The following is a 21,315-nucleotide window of genomic DNA, read 5'->3' on the forward strand; positions in this document are numbered from 1 at the left end:
TGTTTATGCAAGAAGATTTTTCAATATATAACGGTGAAGGCACAATCCTCCGCCGAGCTCAAATGAGAATGCTGGATATTCTATCGGAAGTAGATAAAATATGCAGGAAGCATAATATCACTTACTGGTTAGATGGGGGGACATGCTTAGGGGCGGTACGCCACAAAGGGTTCATACCTTGGGATGATGATATAGACATCGCTGTTATGAGAAACGACTACAAACGGCTGCGTAAAATACTGAAAAAGGAACTGCCGGAGAATATGGTTTTTCAGGATGAGACTACAGAAAGACTGTACCCTGCTAAAATGGCAAAAGTAAGAGATAAGAATTCTTACTTTGAGGAAACAGAAATGAAGACGGCTTTGAAAGAGCAAGGGATTTTCATAGATATTTTTCCCGTGGAAAAAGGATATGTAAAAGTAAAAACATTCATTGACTTCTTTTATGGACGGGCCTTTAGGCGTCTTCGTCATCATAACGGCAATAGAAAGGAGTATGTAATAGCCTTGTTGATGTGGCCATTTGCCTGCACAATGGTAGGGATAGCACGCTTCTTCAATTTCCTTATTACGTCCGACGATCTGATATACAGCTATGGTATCCCTACTTTAAACAAGTATCAGCTTCACGCCAGGGACTTTGTGCCGACAAAGCCCATCGTGTTTGAAAATAAAGAATTTATGGCTCCTGCAAATGCCGATGCTTATCTGAGACGTTTATATGGCGACTACATGCAGATCCCGCCCAAAGAGAAACGGAGGATTCATGCTTCAGTCATCAGGTTCTTTGACTAGAGGCCCATTTCTTTGAACAGCTTCTTCTCGCGTTCTTTCGCTTTTTCTACCGAGGCCGGATTCTTTGGATCTATACCATATTTGGATGGGGCCGGTATTATCAGTTTAGTACCGAGCGTTATATTATTTATGTTTTTGATAACACCTTTGTTTTCTTCATATATATAGACGCAGAATGACTTGTGTCCGTAGTATTTCAAGGCTATATTCCGAAGCGTATGCCCGGGCTGTATGGTCTCTGTTGCTAATGGTTTTGCCGGGTCTTTAGCCGGTTGGGCAACAACCTTCGCCTCACCGCCATCCGGCTCAGTCTGCGATAGTTTTGTATCCTGCTGGGATTCGTTCTTAGCTTGTTGTGCAATATCCTTTATTTGAGTCGAGTCCTGTTTCTGAGCCAGCGAATCCACTGGTGGTTTCTTATCAAAAACGATTACATTCTTCCGGCCTTTATCCTCAGAGGATCCCGTTAAGAAAGCGGCCAGTTCCTGAAAATAGTATCCGCCAACGGCAAACCCCGCTAAAATAAGGAGTACAACAAAGCCTAAAGAGATAAACCGTCTGCGCCTGGACTTTTTGCTATGATTGTAGAACATAGAGTCAATATCCGTACTGGGTGTGGATGTTCTGAAAGCCCTGGTAGCCGTCGTTCCTGCTTTTTCGTGAACTGTTTCATCAACACTTTCTTCAGCGCTCTCCTCGTCGGAGTTTATTCCGGCTTCTTCTTTAGCTTCCATTATGGCAGACTCCGCTTCTGTTTCTTCAGGTAGAGGAGCTTCTTCCACTTCTTCAGCTCCTGCAACAGCTTCTTCCACGGATTCCTCAGGGATAACGATATACTCTGTAATTTCTTCTTCAACAATAGCTGCATCCGGAGTATCATCCTGGTCTTCTGCAATATCCTCATCGGCCTCGTCCTCTACATTTTCGAAAGACACCCCATCTTCAAGTATAACACTCTCGAAATGGGCAAAAGGCCGGTTGACTGCTTCTTTTAATGATTTATCAGGAATAAAACTAAGTTTATAATGAGCCGGAATCTCTATAGCTTCTCCGGTATTGACATCTACGCTTTTACGCGCGTTTACCTTTACCAGTTTGAATACACCGAAGTCCTTTATACGCACCGGATCATTGCTTTCTATACTCTCTGAGATGACCGCAATAAGTTCCCTCAAAAAAGTTTCCGCCTCCTTCTTTGTTATGCCTTGTTTTTTTGCCAGAAGGTCAATTAAATCCTGTAGACTAAGTCTCTCATCCATTTACTTCCAGATTTTTAAGGTTATCTTTTATTGTTTGCCCGGGACGAAATGCCAGTGAGATTTTGGGAGGAACAAGGAAACGCTGCTTTGATACGGGGTTAACGGATATCCGTTCCCCTTTTTTCTTAGTCTCAAAAAGGCCGAAACCCTGAATATTGATTGAGTTCCCGTCTTCAAGATTGCTGTTAATTATGGAAACTGTAGTTTCCAATACTTCAGAAGTCTGCCGTTGTGTCCATCCTAGCCTTTTAGCCAGCGCTGCTATTAATTCCTGGTTTGTCATAGCATTTGTATTTAGATTTAAATCACTTCTCCATATAAATCGAATGGCTGGGCGCCCGTTATCTTAATATTATAAAAGTCCCCAATATTAAGCATTTTATTTTTCTTAATCAAGACTTCCGGATCTACTTCTGGCGAATCATATTCCGTACGGCCGATATAATAATCCGATTCTTCCCTGTCTACGATTACTTTAAGGGTATTTCCTATTTTCTGTTCGTTTATATCAAGAGCAATCCGTTCTTGCAAAGCCATCAAAACGTCCATCCGCTCCTGCTTTACGGCATCTGATATTTCATCTCTGTAATGAGCATAGGCGTATGTTCCGTCTTCATGCGAATAAGGGAACGCGCCCATTCTATCGAAACGTACATCCTTCACGAACTGGAGCAATTCCTCAAAGTCTTTATGGGATTCTCCGGGATGCCCAACCATAAGGGTAGTACGGATGTGGATACAGGGGACTTCTTCCCTGATACGCTTTATCAGGTCGTATGTCTGTTCCTTTGTTATATTGCGGCGCATCTTTTTCAGCATATTGTCGCTGATATGTTGCAACGCTATATCCAGATATTTACACACATTATCATTCTCCCGCATCACCCGTAACAGATCGTAAGGGAAATTTGCCGGATATGCATAATGTAAACGTATCCACTCTACACCTTCAATCTTTGCTATACGGTCTATCAATTCCGGCAACTTAGCCTGCTTATAATTATCCAGGCCATAGAATGACAAATCCTGTGCAATAACCTGAAACTCTTTTACACCGGAAGCTACCAGATGCCTTACCTCTTCTTCGACTTCTTCTATCTGCCTGGACTGATGCTTACCGGTCATGATCGGGATGGAGCAATAAGAGCAGGCACGATTACAACCTTCCGAAATTTTCAGATAAGCGTAATGAGAAGGAGTCGTAATATTGCGTTCCAGCGCTAACTCCTTATGATATGATTTACCCAAATCGGAGATGAGGGCTTTCCATCCAAATTTTCCGTAAAAGCTATCGACTTCGGGTATTTCGGCTTTCAGTTCCTCCATATACCTGTCGGTAAGGCAACCCATTACAAATAGCTTATTCAATTTCCGTTCTTTTTTAGCCTCTGCAAACTCAAGAATCATATTGATAGACTCTTCTTTCGCATCACCAATAAAGCCGCATGTGTTTATAACTACAATTTCTCCTTCCGACTTATCCGGATCATGTTTTACGGTGTAGCCGTTTGCCAACAATTGTTTCATCAATAACTCGGAGTCTACCAGGTTTTTAGAACAACCGAGCGTGATGACATCTATTCTGTTTTTCTTCATTTCTTATTCTCCAAAGAGACTGTTGACAAACTCGCGGCGGCGAAACACCTGAAGATCGTCAATACCCTCTCCCAAACCTATATATTTTACCGGTATCTTAAATTGATCGGAAATACCAATTACAACCCCTCCTTTTGCCGTACCATCCAGTTTGGTGATAGCCAAGGCTGTAACATCGGTAGCAGCCGTAAACTGTGTAGCTTGTTCAAATGCATTTTGTCCGGTAGAACCGTCGAGAACAAGTAGCACTTCATGCGGTGCTCCGGGGACTATTTTGTCCATCACTTTCTTAATTTTAGAAAGTTCGTTCATTAAGCCGATTTTATTATGAAGCCGCCCTGCAGTATCTATTATTACGATATCAGCATTGTTCGACTTTGCAGAACTCAATGTATCGAAGGCTACAGAAGCCGGATCGGAACCCATTGCCTGTTTGATGACCGGGACACCTACGCGTTCGCCCCAGATAACCAACTGCTCAACGGCTGCTGCACGAAATGTATCAGCCGCACCAAGATATACGGATTTACCCGCTTTCTTAAACTGGTTAGCCAGCTTGCCGATTGTAGTTGTTTTGCCGACTCCGTTTACGCCGACAACCATTATCACATATGGTGTCACAGCTTCCGGAATAGAAAAATCATCATTATCTACTGCATTATTCTCAGTCAATAAATCGGCTATTTCTTCCCGCAGCAGATTTTTCAGTTCCTTATCGTCTACATATTTATCTTTTGCCGCTCTTTTTTCGATACGTTCGATAATCTTCAATGTGGTATTTACGCCTACATCCGACATTATCAGTACTTCTTCGAGTTGATCGAGCACATCATCGTCTACTTTCGATTTTCCGGCTATAACACGCGATAATTTGGAAAACATCGACTCTTTGGTCTTTTCCAAACCTTTATCCAGTGTTTCCTTTTTTTGTTTCGAAAAGAAATCAAATAATCCCATAGATGTTTTTATTTCAATACATAACTAACATTTGTAATCAGCAAAGATAGTGAATTTAGGCCACACATATGATGAATGTCCACATAAAAATATAGGGCAAACGCACGAAAAATCAGCAGTTACCAATTAATGTCCATACAGTTCTTTTAGCTTACTGCTCGTTAAAAAGTAACAAAGGTAACACTATTTACAGTAAGCAGTCATTAACCCGTAAGATATAAAAACTTTGCGCCTTAGCGTCTCTGCGTGAAACAAAACAGGGCGCCAGCCAACTTGTAACTCGTAACTGCCCTAGGGCGCAGTAACTTGTAACTTTTTTTGAATCCTTAAACATTAAATTTTTAAATCCTAAATCCAGCACTTCAAAGAACTATCAGCTAAAAGCTAATACTAATTGCTTATTACATAGATAAACCTCTACAAAGAAAAAACACAATCCAGTGTATTTGCCCTGATATAAAATGATTAATGCCGGATATTCTTGCAAACATGCAGCTTTTACAAATCCCATTGCATCTATCTTATATTAACCTAAACAATTTGAATATGAAGAATATCGCTTTCTTTTTCACTTCTCTTATTTTATTTATAAGTTGCGATGATAACAGTATACCTCCTGTTTCTGTAAAGCTGGAACCATTCATTATTGAGAATTATTCGGCGGACGCAAGACAGTTATACTTTAACGAAGTTTTTAAGAACCCGAATAACCCGGATCATAATAATCCGGAGTTGAATGTCGATGAAGAAAGAAAAGTCCTGGAAATAATTCAGGCTGTTTACAATTTGCAGTCTCTGGAGAGGGATACCGTATTCAATATCTATAAAATTCATGGATACTATTGTTATAACTTTAATTCCATATACCTGAAGGTTAATACAGCTTTACCCGCTATAAGAAAACTGGCTGAAGGAATTATTCCGACAGGAGATGCTGAACTGGATAAAGTCCTGACAAAATATAAACCGGAATCCGTTAAGCCTTTCTATGGTTATCCTGAGTTTCCGTGGCTAACAATTACTACAAAGAAAGAATATAATATGATTCCTGTGGAAGCCGAATTCAGGAGGCTAAAATCCGTGCTGACCGCCGAGTTCAACAATGGCTGCGTTGGCGGGGGAAATACAATTGATTTAGAAAGGAAAGGCAATACGGCAACTATTATATTCAGTATTGGGGAGGGTGATTGTCCGGCAGGATGTATTTATCACAGATACTGGAAATTTGAGGTCACAAACGGTATGGCCCGGTTTATGAATTCATATTCAAACTATTAGACAGTAGCCACTTTTTCTAAATAAAAAACCTCTTTGTTTCTGCGACAAAGAGGTTTCTTTATATTTTAATATGGCGATTATTTAGCGAAATAATCTTTTACTGATTCGTTTGGAACCATTTCTTCTTTAAATGTGTAAGCGCCTGTTTTAGGGGACTTTACCATTTTGATTACTTTAGCATAGTTACGACCGTCTTTTGCTGATGGGTCACGATAACCTGCGACTGTTTTCTTTGCCATGGTTTATCTTGTTTTACTTGATTTCTTTATGTACAGTTACTCTTTTCAATATGGGATTGTACTTTTTCAGTTCCAATCTCTCTGTAGTATTTTTTCTGTTCTTAGTAGTAATGTAGCGGGATGTGCCCGGCATACCACTGGCTTTGTGCTCTGTGCACTCCATTATTACCTGGATTCTGTTTCCTTTTGCTTTCTTAGCCATTTCCTGTTCCTCCTAAATAATTAAGCGTTTAAATAACCATCTGCGGCCGCTCTTTTGATTGCAGCGTCCAATCCAATTTTATTGATTGTACGAAGGCCTGCAGCTGAAACATTCAGGCTAACCCAACAATCTTCTTCTACCCAGTAGAATTTCTTTTTAAAAAGATTGACATTAAATTTTCTCTTAGTCTTTCTGTTCGAGTGAGAAACATTATTGCCAACCATAGCTTTTTTTCCTGTAATTTGACAAATCTTGGACATCGCTATTGTGTTTTATATGTTTATTTTTATATTATATCCTATCCAAATCGGGTTGCAAATTTAGTCATATTTTTCAAACCTACAAATATTTATATCGTTAAAGTTCTTTTTATTTCCAGTTTCAACCCTACTAATACTCTTAATGTGATCGCTATAAACTATTTTTAATTCATTTTTCAGGTGGATTTACTATCCAGGAGACAGACAGGCAGTCTTATTCATATTGGTAAATAATATTTGTATCTTTGTGATATGAATAACAAACGCATACTCATCACAGGAGCCAGTGGCTTTATCGGCAGCTTTTTGGTCGAAAAGGCTTTGGAAAAAGGCTATGAAACCTGGGCCGGAATCCGCAAAAGCAGCAGTCGCGAATATTTGCAGGATAAACGTATTCAGTTCATCGACCTCCCCTTTCATGATAAAGATAAATTAACGGAGGACTTATGCCGCTTTGTTTCCGAACATGGCAAATTCGATTATATTATTCATAATGCCGGAGTCACAAAATGTTTAAACCCCAGCGATTTCGACAAGGTTAATTTCCAATATACAGCCAATTTCATAGATGCGCTCAAAGCGGCAGATGCTGTTCCCGGAAAGTTCGTATTAATGAGCAGCCTCAGTGTGTGCGGGCTTGGAGATGAAACAAACTACATCCCGCTAAAAATAACCGACACCCCCAATCCGAATACAGCATACGGGAAAAGCAAACTGAAGGCGGAGATGTACCTGCAATCAACCGATGATTTTCCATACATTATTCTACGGCCAACAGGTGTGTACGGGCCACGCGAAAAGGATTATTTCCTAATGGTAAAGACTGTGAAATCAGGTTTGGATGTCGGTGCAGGATTCAGGCCTCAGCACCTGACTTTCATATATGTCAAAGATCTGGTCGATGCCGCGTTTCTCGGATTGGAAAGCGACATTCGTAAGGGGGCCTATTTTGTTACCGATGGAGATGTATATACCGATAAGGAATATACCCGGTTGGTAAAAGAATCTATAGGCAAAAAACATGTACTCAGCGTGAAAGTCCCCCTGTGGCTATTAAAAACCATATCCGCAATAGCTGAAAATATATCCAGACTGACGAAGAAGCCATCTACCTTAAATAGGGATAAATATAAAATAATGAGACAACGCAACTGGGAATGCGACATTACTCCTCTTTCCAATGACCTCGGGTTTTCCCCAAAATATAACCTGAAGAAAGGTCTGGAAGAATCTGTCAAGTGGTATAAAGAAAACGGTTGGCTATAATCTGTTTACAATATGGCCACAGTCAATATATTCCGGTTGAGAACCGGCAGAATTGACGGCTTTTGCATTACCTTTTTCAGTAGGAAGGGAAATAAAAAAACAAGATGAAGTTCCCGGTTATTTACCAACTCGCCTGCTCGTACTTATTTATAAAATTTTCAAAGAACAACCATCTGGAACAACTACCTAAAAATCTCTGGTATAGATAAAGATTATGCATTTCCATAATCCTTTTAACTAAAACATCAAATAGTAAACCAGACATTACAAAACAGACAAAAACGTGATTATCACTAAGAAGAACGGATAATTTGTCATTAAAAATGACTAACAAATTTCTTTGGTACCAAATTATTTGTTATTTTTGTACAGCTTTTCAAAAAGGATGTTTTATAACATAAATATTTTATTCCTACTAAAGCGTTTAAATAGGATATACTCGATTTTTTAACTATAAAATTAAAAACAAAATGATTAAAGTAGGTATTAACGGATTTGGACGTATTGGTCGTCTGGTATTCCGTGCTGCGCAAGGCAGAAGTGACATTCAAGTTGTTGGTATCAATGACCTTATCGATGTTGAATATATGGCATATATGCTAAAATACGATACTGTTCATGGAAAATTCAATGGTACAGTTGAAGTAAAAGACGGCAAATTGGTAGTAAACGGAAACGCTATCCGTGTAACTGCTGAAAAAAATCCTGCTGACTTGAAATGGAATGAAATCGGCGCTGAATATATCGTAGAGTCTACTGGTCTTTTCCTTGAAAAACCTAAAGCTCAGGGCCATATCGACGCCGGTGCTAAATATGTAGTTATGTCTGGTCCTTCAAAAGACGATACCCGTATGTTCGTTTGCGGAGTAAACCACGATAAATATGAAAAAGGCGAGCAATTCGTTTCTAACGCTTCTTGTACTACAAACTGTCTTGCTCCTATCGCTAAAGTATTGAATGACAAATTCGGTATCGTAGAAGCTTTGATGACTACAGTTCACGCTACTACTGCTACTCAAAAAACAGTAGACGGACCTTCAGCTAAAGACTGGAGAGGCGGACGTGCTGCTGCTGGTAACATCATCCCTTCTTCTACAGGTGCTGCTAAAGCTGTAGGTAAAGTTATCCCTGAGCTTAACGGAAAACTTACAGGTATGTCAATGCGTGTTCCTACTCTTGACGTTTCTGTTGTTGACTTAACTGCCCGTCTTGCTAAAGAAACCAGCTACGAGGATATCTGTAAAGCTATGAAAGAAGCTTCTGAAGGCGAATTGAAAGGTGTACTCGGATATACTGAAGATGCTGTTGTTTCTTCTGATTTCATCGGAGACGCACGTACTTCTATCTTCGACGCTAAAGCTGGTATCCAATTGAGCCCAACTTTCGTTAAAGTTGTTAGCTGGTATGACAACGAGTGGGGATTCTCAACTAAAATGCTTGAGCTTATCGCTCACATGGCTAAAGTTAACGCATAATATACGATAGCTTAATATATAGGAAAGAGCAGCCGGAAGGTTGCTCTTTTTTTGTTATATACAGAAAACCAGGAGCATCAATATGTGCCGGAGAATACCGATGGTGTATCTCTCTCTGCCTTTAAACAGAAAGCCCCGCCATACAGCAGGGCTTATCTTCCATAACCCTACCTGTCTATTCCCTCCAATGTAAACAAGAACGCATAGTCCAGAGCAATGTCTTTCAGGTAGTCGAACCGGCCGCTGGCCCCGCCGTGCCCGAATTCCATATTCGTTTTCAGCAACAGCACATTATTGTCGGTCTTCATATCCCTTAGCTTAGCCACCCATTTGGCCGGCTCGAAGTATTGCACCTGACTATCGTGCAAACCTGTGGTGACAAGTATATTCGGATAGTCTTTCTTCTCTACATTTTCGTATGGACTGTAACTTTTCATATAGAAATACGCATCCTTATCCTTAGGATTCCCCCATTCATCAAACTCATTCGTCGTTAGAGGGATACTTTCATCCAGCATGGTATTCACCACGTCCACAAAAGGCACATCGGCTATCACTCCATGCCAAAGTCCCGGATTCATATTTATAACCGCGCCGATAAGAAGCCCTCCGGCACTACCGCCCTGAGCATACAAATGCTCCTTGCCGGTATAATTTTCTTTCACAAGGAATTCGCCACAGTCGATGAAATCTGTGAATGTATTTATCTTTTTCATCAGTTTACCGTCTTCGTACCACTGGCGCCCCATTTCCTGACCTCCGCGAATATGAGCTATCGCATATATGAATCCTCTGTCTAAAAGGCTCAGGCGATTGCTGCTGAAAGAAGCATCCATGCTGGCACCATAACTTCCATAGCCATAAAGCAGCAATGGAGTTTTACTGTCTTTCTTTGTTGTTTTCTTGTACACAAGCGAGATAGGCACTTTTGTACCGTCTTTGGCCGTGGCGTACAATCTCTCGGTCCGGTAATCCTCTTTATTGTACCCTCCCACCACTTCGCGTTCTTTCATCAGCGTTTTCTCATGGGTGTCCATATTGTAATCGAATGTGGAGCTCGGCGTAGTCATAGATGTATAGCCGTAACGGACGATATTGCTTTCGTATTCCGGATTCGAAGCCGTATAAGCCATGTAGGTAGGCTCTCCGAAATCAATATAATGTTCTTTCCCGTCTTTCAGGCTGCGTACACAAAGCTTTACAAGCCCTTCCTTCCGTTCCTCGAGCACGATAAAATCTTTAAATTCATCAACACTTTCCAGCAATACATCTGCACGGTGAGGAATATATTCTTTCCAGTTGTCCACACTTGTTTTATCCAGTGAGCATTCCATTACCCGGAAGTTCTTCGCATCCTTATTGGTAAGGATAAGAAACCTGTCGGCCAAAGGAATTATATCATACAATACATCTTTCATCCTTGGCTGGAATGATTTGAAGGCAGACTCTGGCTTATCGGCTTCGATGAAGAATGTCTCTGACGACAAGGTTGCCTGTGACTGGATAAAGATATATTTCCGGTTCTTGGTCTTACCCACTCCTATGTAATTACTTTTATCCTTTTCTTCATAAACAGTCACATCCGAAGATGCATCCGTACCTAAAGTGTGACGTTTGATTTTTTCCGACAATAAGGTTACCGGATTTTTCGACGTATAAAATACAGTCTTGTTATCTGCCGCCCATGTAGCTCCTCCGCTTGTATTCGGAATCGTTTCTTTATAAACTTCACCTGTCTCCAGATTTTTAAAATATATTGTATATTGTCTACGGCTGACCTCATCCACGCCATAGGCCATCAGTTTATTGTCTTCACTGATCGAGATGCCGCCGACAGCATAATAAGAATGCCCTTCTGCCATTTTATCCACATCGAGCAGTATTTCTTCCGAAGCTTCGAGACTTCCTTTTTTCCGGCAATACTTATAATATTGTTTCCCTTCTTCGGTTCGCGTATAATAATAGTAACCGTTTTTGAAGGTCGGCACACTTTCGTCCGTTTCTTTTATCCGGCCTTTCATCTCATTAAACAATGCTTCCTGAAAACCGGCTGTACCACCCATTACAGTATCCAGATAGGCATTCTCTGCCTTCAGGTAATCTACCACCAATGTGCTGTCCGGCCCTTTACCAAAAAAGTCATACATCCAGTAATACTCATCATTTACAGTATCCCCGTGTATAATACGGAGATGTTCTTTCTTTTCGGCTATCGGGGCTTTTGCCTCTTTAAAGCCGTTTTTATTATTTGTTGTACACGACATAAAAATGAATAGGATCAGAGTGGAAAACAATACTTTTTTCATACTCTTTGCTTTTTATTTGTTAACATTTATAAACTCCCCTAAAATTACGCTGTTCTTTTTTCTTATCAAAATATGTTTTAGATAACATCCATACAAGGAAGAAAAAAGTAACAGTTTTTTCAGTGAACAGTTATCAGTAAACAGTATTTCATGCAGAGACGCTAAGCCGCAAAAGGTAACAAAGGTAACAGATATATCAGTTAACAGTAAAACAGTTAGCAGTAAACAGTGAACTAACTTGTAACTCGTAACTGCCCGAAGGGCGAAGTAACTCGTAACTGCTTTAATCAATACTTCAAAGAACTATAAGCTAATGGCTAAAAGCTACCAGCTATTATATAGATAAACCTATTGAAATATAATTACATGTTAATCACTAAGTAATAGGCGTTGATGGCTCTCTGTCCGAAGTATTTGGTTATCTTTGCAGGTAAATAAAATTTATAGAAATTAGTAATACTTTTCTTTTAATGAAAAAAATCACATTAATCTTAACAATTCTGACGGTGATATTAGCTTCGTGTCAGGATAAGAATGCGTACACTATTGAGGGTAATTTCACTGAAAATACATTTGATGGTAAGATGATATATCTTCAAAAGATCGACAGTATGAGAGCCGAATCATCATCAGTGATAGACTCGGTAATATTGAAAGACGGGAAATTCAAGTTCAAAGGAACTACCGACGGCAATCCTATCATGGGCTTTATATCTGTTGGTAAATTGGAATCTCCTGAGGCTGATTCTCCTGTAGGAACACTTATCCTGGAGCCGGGAGCGATAAAGATAACATTGGAAAAAAATGCAGTAACTACAAGCGGTACCCCAAGAAATGATGAGTTTAATAAGGTTCAAACCGCGATGAACAAAATGGCTGCTTTATATAAGGAGGTAAACGATGCCGGAGGTGTACAGGGTGTGCCTGATGCCAATTCGAGAATGCAGACGTTGCAGGAGGAAATGCAAAAAGCCAACTTTGAGTTTACAAAGGCTAATATGGGAAACAAAGCCGGAGAGTTTTTATTCTACTCCTCTGCGTCTATGTTTACAATGGAGCAGCTGCGGGAATTGTTGCCGTTGGCTGACAGTACGTTCCGTAACACTCCGGAAATGAAAGCCCTGGAGAAAGAACTGAACAGGATCGTTCCGGAAGTGGGTCAACCGTTTGCCGATGTACAGTTGGTAGATATGACAGGCAAGGCTGTAGCCCTGTCCGAATACGCAGGCAAGAGCAAATGCGTACTTATCGATTTTTGGGCTTCGTGGTGTGGCCCGTGTATTCAGGAAATGCCAAACCTTGTGAAAACATATAACGCATATAAAGCCAAAGGCCTTGAAATTGTAGGGGTATCTGTAGATGAAGACAGACAAGCATGGCTGAATGCGGTAAAAACGCATAACATGACATGGATACAATTAGGCGATGACACAAAGTCGGCATCAGAGTTATACGGTGTGAACACTATACCGCATACTGTTCTGTTGGATCAGGATGGTATCATCATAGCCAAAGATCTCAGAGGACCTGCACTGGAAGCTAAGATTGCTGAAGTACTCAATTAAACAATATGATAACATTCCTTGTTTTATTACTAACGGTTTGAATTATTAAATTCGGAAACTTATATATTAACTATCTTATTTATTAATAAAATGAAGAAAATTATATTTTCACTAGCATCTGTACTGATACTGGTTACATCTTGCGGGGAAAAAGACCAGTTTACCATCGATGGTACGGTAGCCGGAGCACCTGATAGCACAAAGGTGTATTTGCAAACACTGGAGGATAACTGGAAAGATCAGGTCGCAATCGATTCTGCTTATGTAACTAATGGTAAATTTGAGTTTAAAGGATTGGCTAAAGAAGGGGCTAAAATTCATTTCCTGGCATTGGGCCAATATACAGATAAAGTTAAGAGGCCGGTTTTATTGGTCGTAGAACCAGGGCAAATCAAAGTTGCACTGGATAGTGTTTCTACGATTAAAGGGACAGCTTCGAATGATGCCTATCAGGCTCTGAATACCAAACTGAACGGATTTGACACGGAACTGAAGGCTGTATTTGAAAAATCGAAACTCGATACGGCTAAGGTTGCACAAGCCGAATTGGAAAAACAGTATGAAGAGATAGATGCTCAGAAGACAAAAGAAATATATGGCTATGTGAAAGCTAATATACAAAGCCAGATAGGCGCTTATATATTCGCGTCCAGATCGTATTTATTTACCCTGGATCAACTGAAAGAGTTATTCGCATCTGTAAAACCTGAGTACAAAAACAATGAAAGGATGGCAAAGCTGGAAGCCCATATACAGGCTCTGGATGCAACATCGGAAGGCAAGGTATTTACAGACCTGAAAGGGAAAACCCCTGACGGGAAAGATGCTGCATTGGCCGATTATGCAGGTAAAGGCAAATATGTGCTTGTAGATTTTTGGGCATCTTGGTGTCCTCCATGCCGTGCCGAAATGCCAAAACTGGTAGAGGCATATAAGCAATATAACACAAAAGATTTTGAAATCGTAGGTATTTCACTGGACAGGACGAACGAGGACTGGGTAAAAGGAATTAAAGACCTGGGAATTACATGGCCTCAGATATCCGACCTGAAATTCTGGGATAGCGAACTTGCCGGTGCTTATGGTGTGAATTCCATACCCCATCTTGTGTTGCTTGACAAAGACGGTAAGATTATGGCTCGTGGGCTAAGTGCCGATGAAGCTGTAGCCAAATTGGTGGAATTGCTTAAATAATCAAGCTGCAAAATAAGAAAAGAGCTTATCAGTAATGGTAAGCTCTTTTTTTGTATTCATAAACTTGTAAGTTTTACTCTTTCCTTGCTATCCTAACCCCGATTTTCTCAATACCTTTCAGCCGCTGGTCGCGCATACCATGCCTTATTATTATCTGATGATTACGTCTTTCCTTAAAAATAATGTTGTCGTCAAAAACAAAAGAAGCCTGATATAATGTGCCGAATCCTGAACCTGCCCATTTCCCTAATTTATCGGCCAACAGGTATTCTTTTTCCCGTTTTGTATATAAAGAATCGTTATAAATGTCTGTTTGCACAAAGAACCAGATATTCTGATACGGGTAATTCACATTGTTGGTCACCTCAAAGGATATCGTATACGGAACGTTCAATTCGAAAACGGTGGAATCTATATTGAATATCAGCTTATCATTCTGTGCCCACTCCGCATCTTTTATTTCATGGAAACGGTAATATATCTCCTGCTTGTTGCAGGAGACAGCTATGATAGTTAACAGTATGCCGCATAAGGCGGATAGAGACTTATGCGTCAGGCTTTTTTTGGTCGGGCTTCCCATTTCTGTTATGTCGGTTTCTGTCGTTCCTGTTATTCTTGTGATTGTTGTTTTTATTCTGATTCTGTTGATTATTGTTTTCGGGCCTGTTGTTATTATTCGGTCTGGCATTCGGATTAGGGTTTGCCTGCTTGTTATTGCCTGCCTGCCTGTTGTTATCGGGCCTGTTATTTCCTCCCTGATTGTTCGGTGCGCCTTGTCCGCCATTTTCAGACCTGTTCTTTACAAACTTTTTCTTCTTATTATTCCGGTTACTGTTGCCACTGTTGTTGTCGAAGCGAGTGATGTTTTCCTGCAATATATCGTGCGAGGTAACTTTTTCTGCCTGTTCCTGCGGCTCGGTGGCAAGATGTGTAGGCTTTCCTCCCTGCTTGTTGATCCTTATTATTTCATACACTCTGTCCTTGGGCAGCGTAACGAGGTTTGCCGCAAAATGCCTGTCTGTAGAATATGTCATTTCTCCCGAAAGGATATCAGTCTTGAAATGGTAGAATGAAGCATCTTTAGTTTCTAAGACCACTTCCCTTGAAGGCAATTTACGTTGCGCTTCCACATAAGTATCCACTTCGAAATTAAGGCAGCATTTCAGCTTTCCGCACTGCCCCGCGAGCTTTTGAGGGTTTAGCGGAATATCCTGCAAGCGTGCTGCTGATGTGGAAACCGATACGAAATTAGACATGGAACTGGAGCAACACAATTCGCGGCCGCATGGGCCTATACCACCTACACGTCCGGCTTCCTGACGCGCACCGATCTGCTTCATTTCTATTTTTACACGGAATTCGGATGCATATACTTTTATCAATTGACGGAAGTCTACCCGCTCATCCGCTATGTAGTAAAAAATAGCTTTATTACCATCTCCCTGAAATTCCACATCACTGATTTTCATACCAAGGCTTAGCTCTTCAGCTATTTCGCGCGCACGGAGCATCGTTTTGTGCTCTTTGGCTCTGGCCTCGTTCCATTTATCGATATCGGTCTGTTTTGCAATACGATAGATACGTTTGGTTTCGCCACGATAATTATTTTTAAGCATTTGCAGCTGAACCAGCTTTCCTGTCAGGGTTACTTCTCCTATATCATGTCCGGGAGATGCTTCCACAGCTACAATATCGCCCCGGTATATCTCTACATTGTTGCTGTTCAGGTAATAACCTTTTCGTGTATTCTTGAACTGTACCTCTACCATTTGTGATTCTCCGGCAACTTCCGGTAAATCCTGTAGCCAGTTGTAAACTTCCAGTTTATTTGTTCCCGAGCAGCATGAACCGCCCTTCTTGGAGCAGCCGCCTCCTGATTTACATGAACAACCGCCACCCGACTTGCACGAGCAACTTCCTCCGGAACTACAGCCCCCACCTGAGCCGCATCCGCAACTTTTTGTGGCTACAGCGTATCCTGTTTCAGTACCCATTGTTTCCAAAGCTTTTTTGTTCGCTCTGGCACAGGTACATCCCACGGGCGTTTTGCAGGTACCCTGGCAATCGTGTGGGACAAATGTATTTTGATTTTCCATTATATATTTATTTTAATTAATTAAGACAAAGCCCCTTCTACGGCTTTGTGGGTCTATATTTATTGTTTTATAAGCATGGTTATTTTCAGGCAAAGATCGAAAAATACCATCTTTGCATTTACATTTTGCTCTATGTGCCTTTCTGCTAAGGCCAGTTCGTTCATAAATCCTATTATGTTACGTTCGTTGATGAATGGGGCGAAGCGGGTTCCAAAGTTTGCTTCGTCCTGAGCCAGATATATCATTTCAGGCTGACTCATGTTACTGACAAAATACTCGCGGATCATTCGCTGGCAGTATTTCAGGAAACCTTTCTGGTTTTCGCGTCCTACTCCGGCTATTTCATTACCGATTGCTTTTATTTCTTTTATATTGCGGGCATATGAAGCTCGCATCATCTGGATGAAGAGATTGAAAAAGAATTTATGTTCCTCATTCAGACTGATTGTTTCTAAAGCCTTCAGGTAGTTTCCGTTTGCCAGATGAGCTACGTTTGCAGCATCTTCGGGACTGATATTATAGGCTGATTCCAAAGCCTCGGTTATATCCGTCTCTTTTACACCATGTATGTTGACACGCTGGCAACGCGATTGTATGGTAGTGATAATATTATCCGGAATATCAGAAACCAATAGGAATATCGTATTGTCTGTCGGTTCCTCTATTATTTTCAGCAGTTTGTTGGCGCACGATTCGTGCATCTTCTCGGGAAGCCAGATAATCATTACTTTATATTTGGCCTCATATATTCTTAAGCTCAGCTTACGGATAATTTCTTCACTTTCTTTGGCATAGATCAGCCCCTGCGAATTTTCTGCATCGATATGATCGAGCCACTGGCTGAGATTGAAATAGCTGCTCTGTTTGATAAATTCGCGCCATTCGGTAATATAATCGTCGCAAACTTCTTTTTTCTTTGCAGCCTTTTTTATAATCGGGAAAACAAAGTGTAAGTCAGGATGCGCCAGATGATTATATTTTACACATGACGGGCATTTACCACACGAATCTGTTTCCGATGGATTCTCACAATTCAGATATTGGGCATAAGCAAGTGCCAGAGGGAATTTTCCAACTCCTTCCTGTCCGCAAAAAAGCTGGGCATGAGGGATAATTCCCTTTCCTGCCGAACTTATCAGCCGCTCTTTTACTTCGTTTTGCCCTATTATATCTTTGAAAAACAAATTTCTTTCTAATTATAAGTTATAAAGTTAAGAATTACTTTTTTAATAATAATCCAATATCTAGTATATCTCTTTAGCTATCCGTCTTACGCTTTCGGTCGCCAACAATGAATAAAAGTGCAGGCTTGGCACTCCGTGTGCAATCAGTTCCTTGCATTGCTTTATGCCCCATTCCACACCTACTTCCTTAGATTCGTCATCTGTTTTACACTTGCGAAGCTCAATCGCCAGTTCTTCCGGAATGCTTGAACGGAATATCCGTGGAAGCACTTCCAGTTGGCTCATCAGTACAATTGGCTTTACACCCGGAATAATCGGCTGAGTGATTCCTGCCTTACGGCATTTATCTACAAATGAAAAATATTTTTCATTGTCGAAAAACATCTGGGTAACAAAATATTCAGCGCCATTGTCGGCCTTTTGTTTCATGTAATGTATGTCCGATTCCATACTTGGAGCGTCCTCATGTATTTCGGGATAACATGCCATACCGTAAGCGAACGGGGTGGCATTTTTTTCAAAGGTGGTACCGTCGGCTGCAATGCCTTCGTTGAACTTATTCACCTGAACTTGCAGATCGGTAGCGTATTCGTTCCTGTTCGGATATATCTGCTCCGGAGCAAGGCGTTTCGTATCACCTCTTAATAACAGAAGATTATGTACATGCAGAAAATTCAGGTCTATCAATGCATATTCGGATTCTTCCTGAGAAAATCCTTTGCATATCATGTGCGGGACAGCCGTTACATTATATTTGTGCTGGATAGATGCGGCAATCGCTACCGAGCCGGGACGTTTACGGATGTTAACCCTCTTTACTGACCCGTCAGGCATTTCCTGATCGAGATATTCGCTATGATGTGTCGTTATATTAATATATTGAGGATCGAATTCAATCAGCTTATCAATGATATTATACACTTTTTCGATATTATTTCCTTTTAGCGGAGGTAGTATTTCGAACGAAAAAGCGGTTTTGTCATTTTTGTTTATTAATTCAGTTACGGTCATATCTTAATATCTTTTTATTTACTGGTTAATTATGGCATCCTTAGATCCATTTGCTTATTGTCATATTATCTGATTTGGTATTCTCTCCTATTTAAAGAAGATTCTCATTATGTCATTCCCGTTGGCGACTAGCAGCAGAAGGAGTAAAAACAGCATGCCGCCTACCTGTGCATATTCCATAAATTTCTCATTCGGTTGCCGTTTGGTAATGGCTTCGTATAACAGGAACATAATGTGTCCTCCGTCCAGCGCCGGAATAGGGAGTATATTCATAAAGGCAAGTACGATGGACAGAAATGCAGTCATAGACCAGAATGCGTACCAGTTCCATTGAGCCGGAAACATATTTCCGATGCCGGCAAACCCACTCAGGTTTTTCACTCCTTCTTTGGAGAATACAAAGCGTATCTGCGCCACGTATCCTTTAAGTGTTGCTACACCATTGTTGATTCCCGCCGGAAATGATTCGAAAAAGCCATAGTGGTCGGTCTGCATATTCTTTTTCGAGAAAATATCGGACATCTTTGTCGAAGATGTGAAACCGATAACGCCCGATGTGTCTATTGCTGCTGAAACTGTCTGTACTTCGCCGTTTCTGTAGAAAGTGATTGTCAGCGTATGCTTTTCATTATCCCCCAGTTTATTGCTTATCCTTGTTACATATTTTTGGATACCCAGCTGAGAGGTAATCGATTGTGAATCGAGAGCGGTTATGCTATCTCCGCGTATCAGGCCGATTCTTTTAGCCTCGGAGTTTTCGCTTACGCTATCCACAACAGGTGCAGACCAATATTCATAAGCCACTTGTTTCGATGCAATTACACTGTCGGCAAAGCTTTCGGGGAGAGTCAACTCCATTTGTTTGCCATTGCGTACGATGGTTACGGTCTTGGCGTCGATGAAATGCATAAATGTATTCATATCGAGAACCCCGCGTCCCAAAACAAGTTCTTTGCCGTCGGCGCTCACCAGTATATCTTTATCCTGAAATCCTCCGTTTCTTTTTACTGTTTCGGAGAAAACCATCCCATCTTTTACATTCTTCAGAGGCAGGTATTCATCACCCCATACAAACAGCATCATAGAGAAGATGATGATAGCCAGTATGAAATTGAACAAAACACCGCCTACCATCACAAGCAGACGTTGCCATGCCGGTTTGGAGCGGAACTCCCATGGCTGGGGGGGAAGAGCCATTTGCTCCTTATCCATCGATTCGTCTATCATTCCCGATATTTTCACATATCCGCCTAATGGCAACCATCCGATTCCGTATTCTGTATCGCTGTTCTTTGGCTTATATTTGAACAGGGAGAACCACGGATTGAAGAATAAATAGAACTTCTCAACTCTTATCTTGAAGAGGCGGGCGAATAAGAAATGCCCGAACTCATGTATAATAACCAGTATCGATAAACTTAGGATTAATTGTAACGCTTTAATTAAAATTGTTTCCATTAAAAAATCAGAGTGTTATTTGATAAATTCTTTTGCTATGTGACGGGCTTCCGTATCGGTCTGCACGTAATCTTCATACGACGGAGCCTGAATAAAACTTGTTTTGTGCATTGTTTTTTCTATGACCTCGCTCATTTCCAGAAATCCGACTTTGTCTTTCAGGAAAGCAGCTACCGCTATTTCGTTTGCCGCATTCATGATGCAGGCCATATTTCCTTTTACCCGCGCGGCCTCGAAAGCAAATGCCAGGTTGCGGAATCGCTCTATGTCGGGTTTTTCGAATGTCATTGTTTTCAGTTTGAAGAAGTCGAGCCGTTCGAAATTCGATTTCAATCTGTTGGGGTAAGCCAACGCGTATTGTATCGGCAGATGCATGTCGGGTAGTCCCAATTGTGCGATGATGGACGAATCCTCGAATTGTACCATCGAGTGTATGATGGATTGCGGATGCACAACAACCTCAATCTGGTCGGGGGTGACATCAAACAGCCATTTGGCTTCTATCATTTCCAGTCCTTTATTCATCAGGGATGCCGAATCGATCGTAACTTTTGCTCCCATGTCCCAGTTGGGATGTTTCAGGGCTTCGGCCTTTGTAACTATTGCCAGTTGTTGTGCAGAATGGTTTCTGAACGGGCCTCCGGATGCAGTAAGGATAATCTTTTCGATAGGAGAGCGTTCACCGTTGAGACATTGGAATATGGCAGAGTGCTCCGAATCGACAGGCAATATCGGTACTTTATGCTCAATGGCCAGGCTGGTAATCAGTTCACCTGCAACAACCAGAGTCTCTTTGTTTGCCAAAGCAATTACTTTTCCTGCTTTTATGGCGTTTATAGTGGGCTTCAGACCCGAGTAGCCAACCATAGCGGTTAGTACCATGTGGATAGGTTCGCTTTGCACTACCTGTGCTATCGACTCGCTTCCGGCCCATACTTTGATCGGTAAATGCTGTAGGGCCTCTTTTAGTTGGGTATATTTATTTTCGTTGGCAATGACTACGACCTCAGGGGAGAACTCCTCTGCCTGTCTGATGAGTAAATCTATATTTTCATTGGCGGTTAGTGCGTATATTTCAAAATGGTCAGGATTTTCTCTGACTATATCGAGCGCTTGTGTTCCAATTGATCCTGTAGAGCCTAGTATTGCAATATTCCTTTTCATATGTGGTT

The 21,315-nt window shown here is 41.1% G+C and carries 20 protein-coding genes; 6 read left to right on the forward strand and 14 right to left on the reverse strand.

Features of this window, described 5'->3' with window-relative positions; all coding sequences use genetic code 11:
- Positions 1-5 precede the first annotated feature (5 nt).
- Positions 6-797: a LicD family protein gene (locus ACFO6W_RS17480; protein ID WP_379998770.1), complete on the forward strand. Its 792-nt coding sequence runs from the start codon at positions 6-8 to the stop codon at positions 795-797.
- Here ACFO6W_RS17480 and ACFO6W_RS17485 read toward each other — a convergent pair.
- From ACFO6W_RS17485 to ftsY, 4 genes are read right to left on the reverse strand one after another with little or no spacing between them, the layout of a single operon-like run.
- Complete coding sequence (locus ACFO6W_RS17485) at positions 794-2,056, reverse strand: HU family DNA-binding protein (RefSeq protein WP_379998772.1); 1,263 nt, start codon at positions 2,054-2,056, stop codon at positions 794-796. The genes ACFO6W_RS17480 and ACFO6W_RS17485 overlap by 4 nt on opposite strands.
- A complete protein-coding gene (locus ACFO6W_RS17490; RefSeq protein WP_379998774.1) occupies positions 2,049-2,339 on the reverse strand; it encodes an HU family DNA-binding protein in 291 nt (96 codons plus the stop codon). Before ACFO6W_RS17490 ends, ACFO6W_RS17485 begins: the two co-directional genes overlap by 8 nt.
- A 17-nt stretch (positions 2,340-2,356) precedes the next feature.
- On the reverse strand, positions 2,357-3,652 hold the full coding sequence (gene rimO / locus ACFO6W_RS17495; RefSeq protein ID WP_379998776.1) for a 30S ribosomal protein S12 methylthiotransferase RimO: 1,296 nt from the start codon (positions 3,650-3,652) through the stop codon (positions 2,357-2,359).
- Between the two features lie 3 nt (positions 3,653-3,655).
- Positions 3,656-4,609 carry a signal recognition particle-docking protein FtsY gene (gene ftsY / locus ACFO6W_RS17500; protein WP_379998778.1) on the reverse strand — a complete coding sequence of 318 codons (954 nt, stop codon included), beginning with the start codon at positions 4,607-4,609 and terminating at the stop codon, positions 3,656-3,658.
- 546 nt (positions 4,610-5,155) lie between these two features.
- Here ftsY and ACFO6W_RS17505 point away from each other — a divergent pair.
- Positions 5,156-5,887 carry a hypothetical protein gene (locus ACFO6W_RS17505; protein WP_379998780.1) on the forward strand — a complete coding sequence of 244 codons (732 nt, stop codon included), beginning with the start codon at positions 5,156-5,158 and terminating at the stop codon, positions 5,885-5,887.
- A 77-nt stretch (positions 5,888-5,964) separates the two neighbouring features.
- Here ACFO6W_RS17505 and ACFO6W_RS17510 read toward each other — a convergent pair whose 3' ends face one another.
- Genes ACFO6W_RS17510 through rpmB form a run of 3 tightly spaced genes read right to left on the reverse strand, consistent with a single transcriptional unit; the run spans position 5,965 to position 6,588 of the window.
- Positions 5,965-6,126, reverse strand: a complete 162-nt coding sequence (locus ACFO6W_RS17510; protein WP_006801312.1) for a DUF4295 domain-containing protein — start codon at positions 6,124-6,126, stop codon at positions 5,965-5,967.
- A gap of 13 nt (positions 6,127-6,139) precedes the next feature.
- A complete protein-coding gene (gene rpmG, locus ACFO6W_RS17515; RefSeq protein WP_006801313.1) occupies positions 6,140-6,328 on the reverse strand; it encodes a 50S ribosomal protein L33 in 189 nt (62 codons plus the stop codon).
- A 20-nt stretch (positions 6,329-6,348) separates the two neighbouring features.
- Positions 6,349-6,588, reverse strand: coding sequence for a 50S ribosomal protein L28 (gene rpmB / locus ACFO6W_RS17520; RefSeq protein WP_006801314.1), 240 nt, complete (start codon positions 6,586-6,588; stop codon positions 6,349-6,351).
- Positions 6,589-6,840: 252 nt separating this feature from the next.
- On the opposite strand from rpmB, the gene ACFO6W_RS17525 reads away from it, so the two are divergent.
- Positions 6,841-7,854, forward strand: a complete 1,014-nt coding sequence (locus ACFO6W_RS17525) for an NAD-dependent epimerase/dehydratase family protein (RefSeq protein WP_379998783.1) — start codon at positions 6,841-6,843, stop codon at positions 7,852-7,854.
- Positions 7,855-8,324: 470 nt separating this feature from the next.
- The gene (gene gap / locus ACFO6W_RS17530; protein ID WP_006801304.1) at positions 8,325-9,329 is read left to right on the forward strand and encodes a type I glyceraldehyde-3-phosphate dehydrogenase; all 1,005 of its coding nucleotides are present in this window, start codon (positions 8,325-8,327) and stop codon (positions 9,327-9,329) included.
- 167 nt (positions 9,330-9,496) lie between these two features.
- Here the strand turns inward: gap and ACFO6W_RS17535 are convergent, their stop codons facing one another.
- Complete coding sequence (locus ACFO6W_RS17535) at positions 9,497-11,635, reverse strand: S9 family peptidase (protein WP_379998785.1); 2,139 nt, start codon at positions 11,633-11,635, stop codon at positions 9,497-9,499.
- Between the two features lie 470 nt (positions 11,636-12,105).
- On the opposite strand from ACFO6W_RS17535, the gene ACFO6W_RS17540 reads away from it, so the two are divergent.
- A complete protein-coding gene (locus ACFO6W_RS17540; RefSeq protein WP_379998787.1) occupies positions 12,106-13,200 on the forward strand; it encodes a redoxin family protein in 1,095 nt (364 codons plus the stop codon).
- A 90-nt stretch (positions 13,201-13,290) separates the two neighbouring features.
- Positions 13,291-14,394: a thioredoxin-like domain-containing protein gene (locus tag ACFO6W_RS17545; RefSeq protein WP_379998789.1), complete on the forward strand. Its 1,104-nt coding sequence runs from the start codon at positions 13,291-13,293 to the stop codon at positions 14,392-14,394.
- Between the two features lie 73 nt (positions 14,395-14,467).
- Here ACFO6W_RS17545 and ACFO6W_RS17550 read toward each other — a convergent pair whose 3' ends face one another.
- The 6 genes from ACFO6W_RS17550 to ACFO6W_RS17575 form a co-directional block, all read right to left on the reverse strand.
- Complete coding sequence (locus ACFO6W_RS17550) at positions 14,468-14,974, reverse strand: gliding motility lipoprotein GldH (RefSeq protein WP_379998791.1); 507 nt, start codon at positions 14,972-14,974, stop codon at positions 14,468-14,470.
- The gene (locus ACFO6W_RS17555) at positions 14,940-16,490 is read right to left on the reverse strand and encodes a PSP1 domain-containing protein (RefSeq protein WP_379998793.1); all 1,551 of its coding nucleotides are present in this window, start codon (positions 16,488-16,490) and stop codon (positions 14,940-14,942) included. Before ACFO6W_RS17555 ends, ACFO6W_RS17550 begins: the two co-directional genes overlap by 35 nt.
- 59 nt (positions 16,491-16,549) lie before the next feature.
- Positions 16,550-17,674 (reverse strand): DNA polymerase III subunit, encoded by a 1,125-nt coding sequence (locus ACFO6W_RS17560; protein WP_379998795.1) that lies wholly within the window; start codon positions 17,672-17,674, stop codon positions 16,550-16,552.
- A 60-nt stretch (positions 17,675-17,734) separates the two neighbouring features.
- Positions 17,735-18,685, reverse strand: a complete 951-nt coding sequence (locus tag ACFO6W_RS17565) for a methylenetetrahydrofolate reductase (RefSeq protein WP_379998797.1) — start codon at positions 18,683-18,685, stop codon at positions 17,735-17,737.
- Between the two features lie 87 nt (positions 18,686-18,772).
- On the reverse strand, positions 18,773-20,143 hold the full coding sequence (rseP, locus tag ACFO6W_RS17570; RefSeq protein WP_379998799.1) for an RIP metalloprotease RseP: 1,371 nt from the start codon (positions 20,141-20,143) through the stop codon (positions 18,773-18,775).
- Positions 20,144-20,158: 15 nt separating this feature from the next.
- A complete protein-coding gene (locus tag ACFO6W_RS17575; RefSeq protein ID WP_379998801.1) occupies positions 20,159-21,307 on the reverse strand; it encodes a 1-deoxy-D-xylulose-5-phosphate reductoisomerase in 1,149 nt (382 codons plus the stop codon).
- Positions 21,308-21,315 lie beyond the last annotated feature (8 nt).

This window comes from Dysgonomonas termitidis, from assembly GCF_042654545.1.
Classification (GTDB): Bacteria; Bacteroidota; Bacteroidia; order Bacteroidales; family Dysgonomonadaceae; genus Dysgonomonas; species Dysgonomonas termitidis.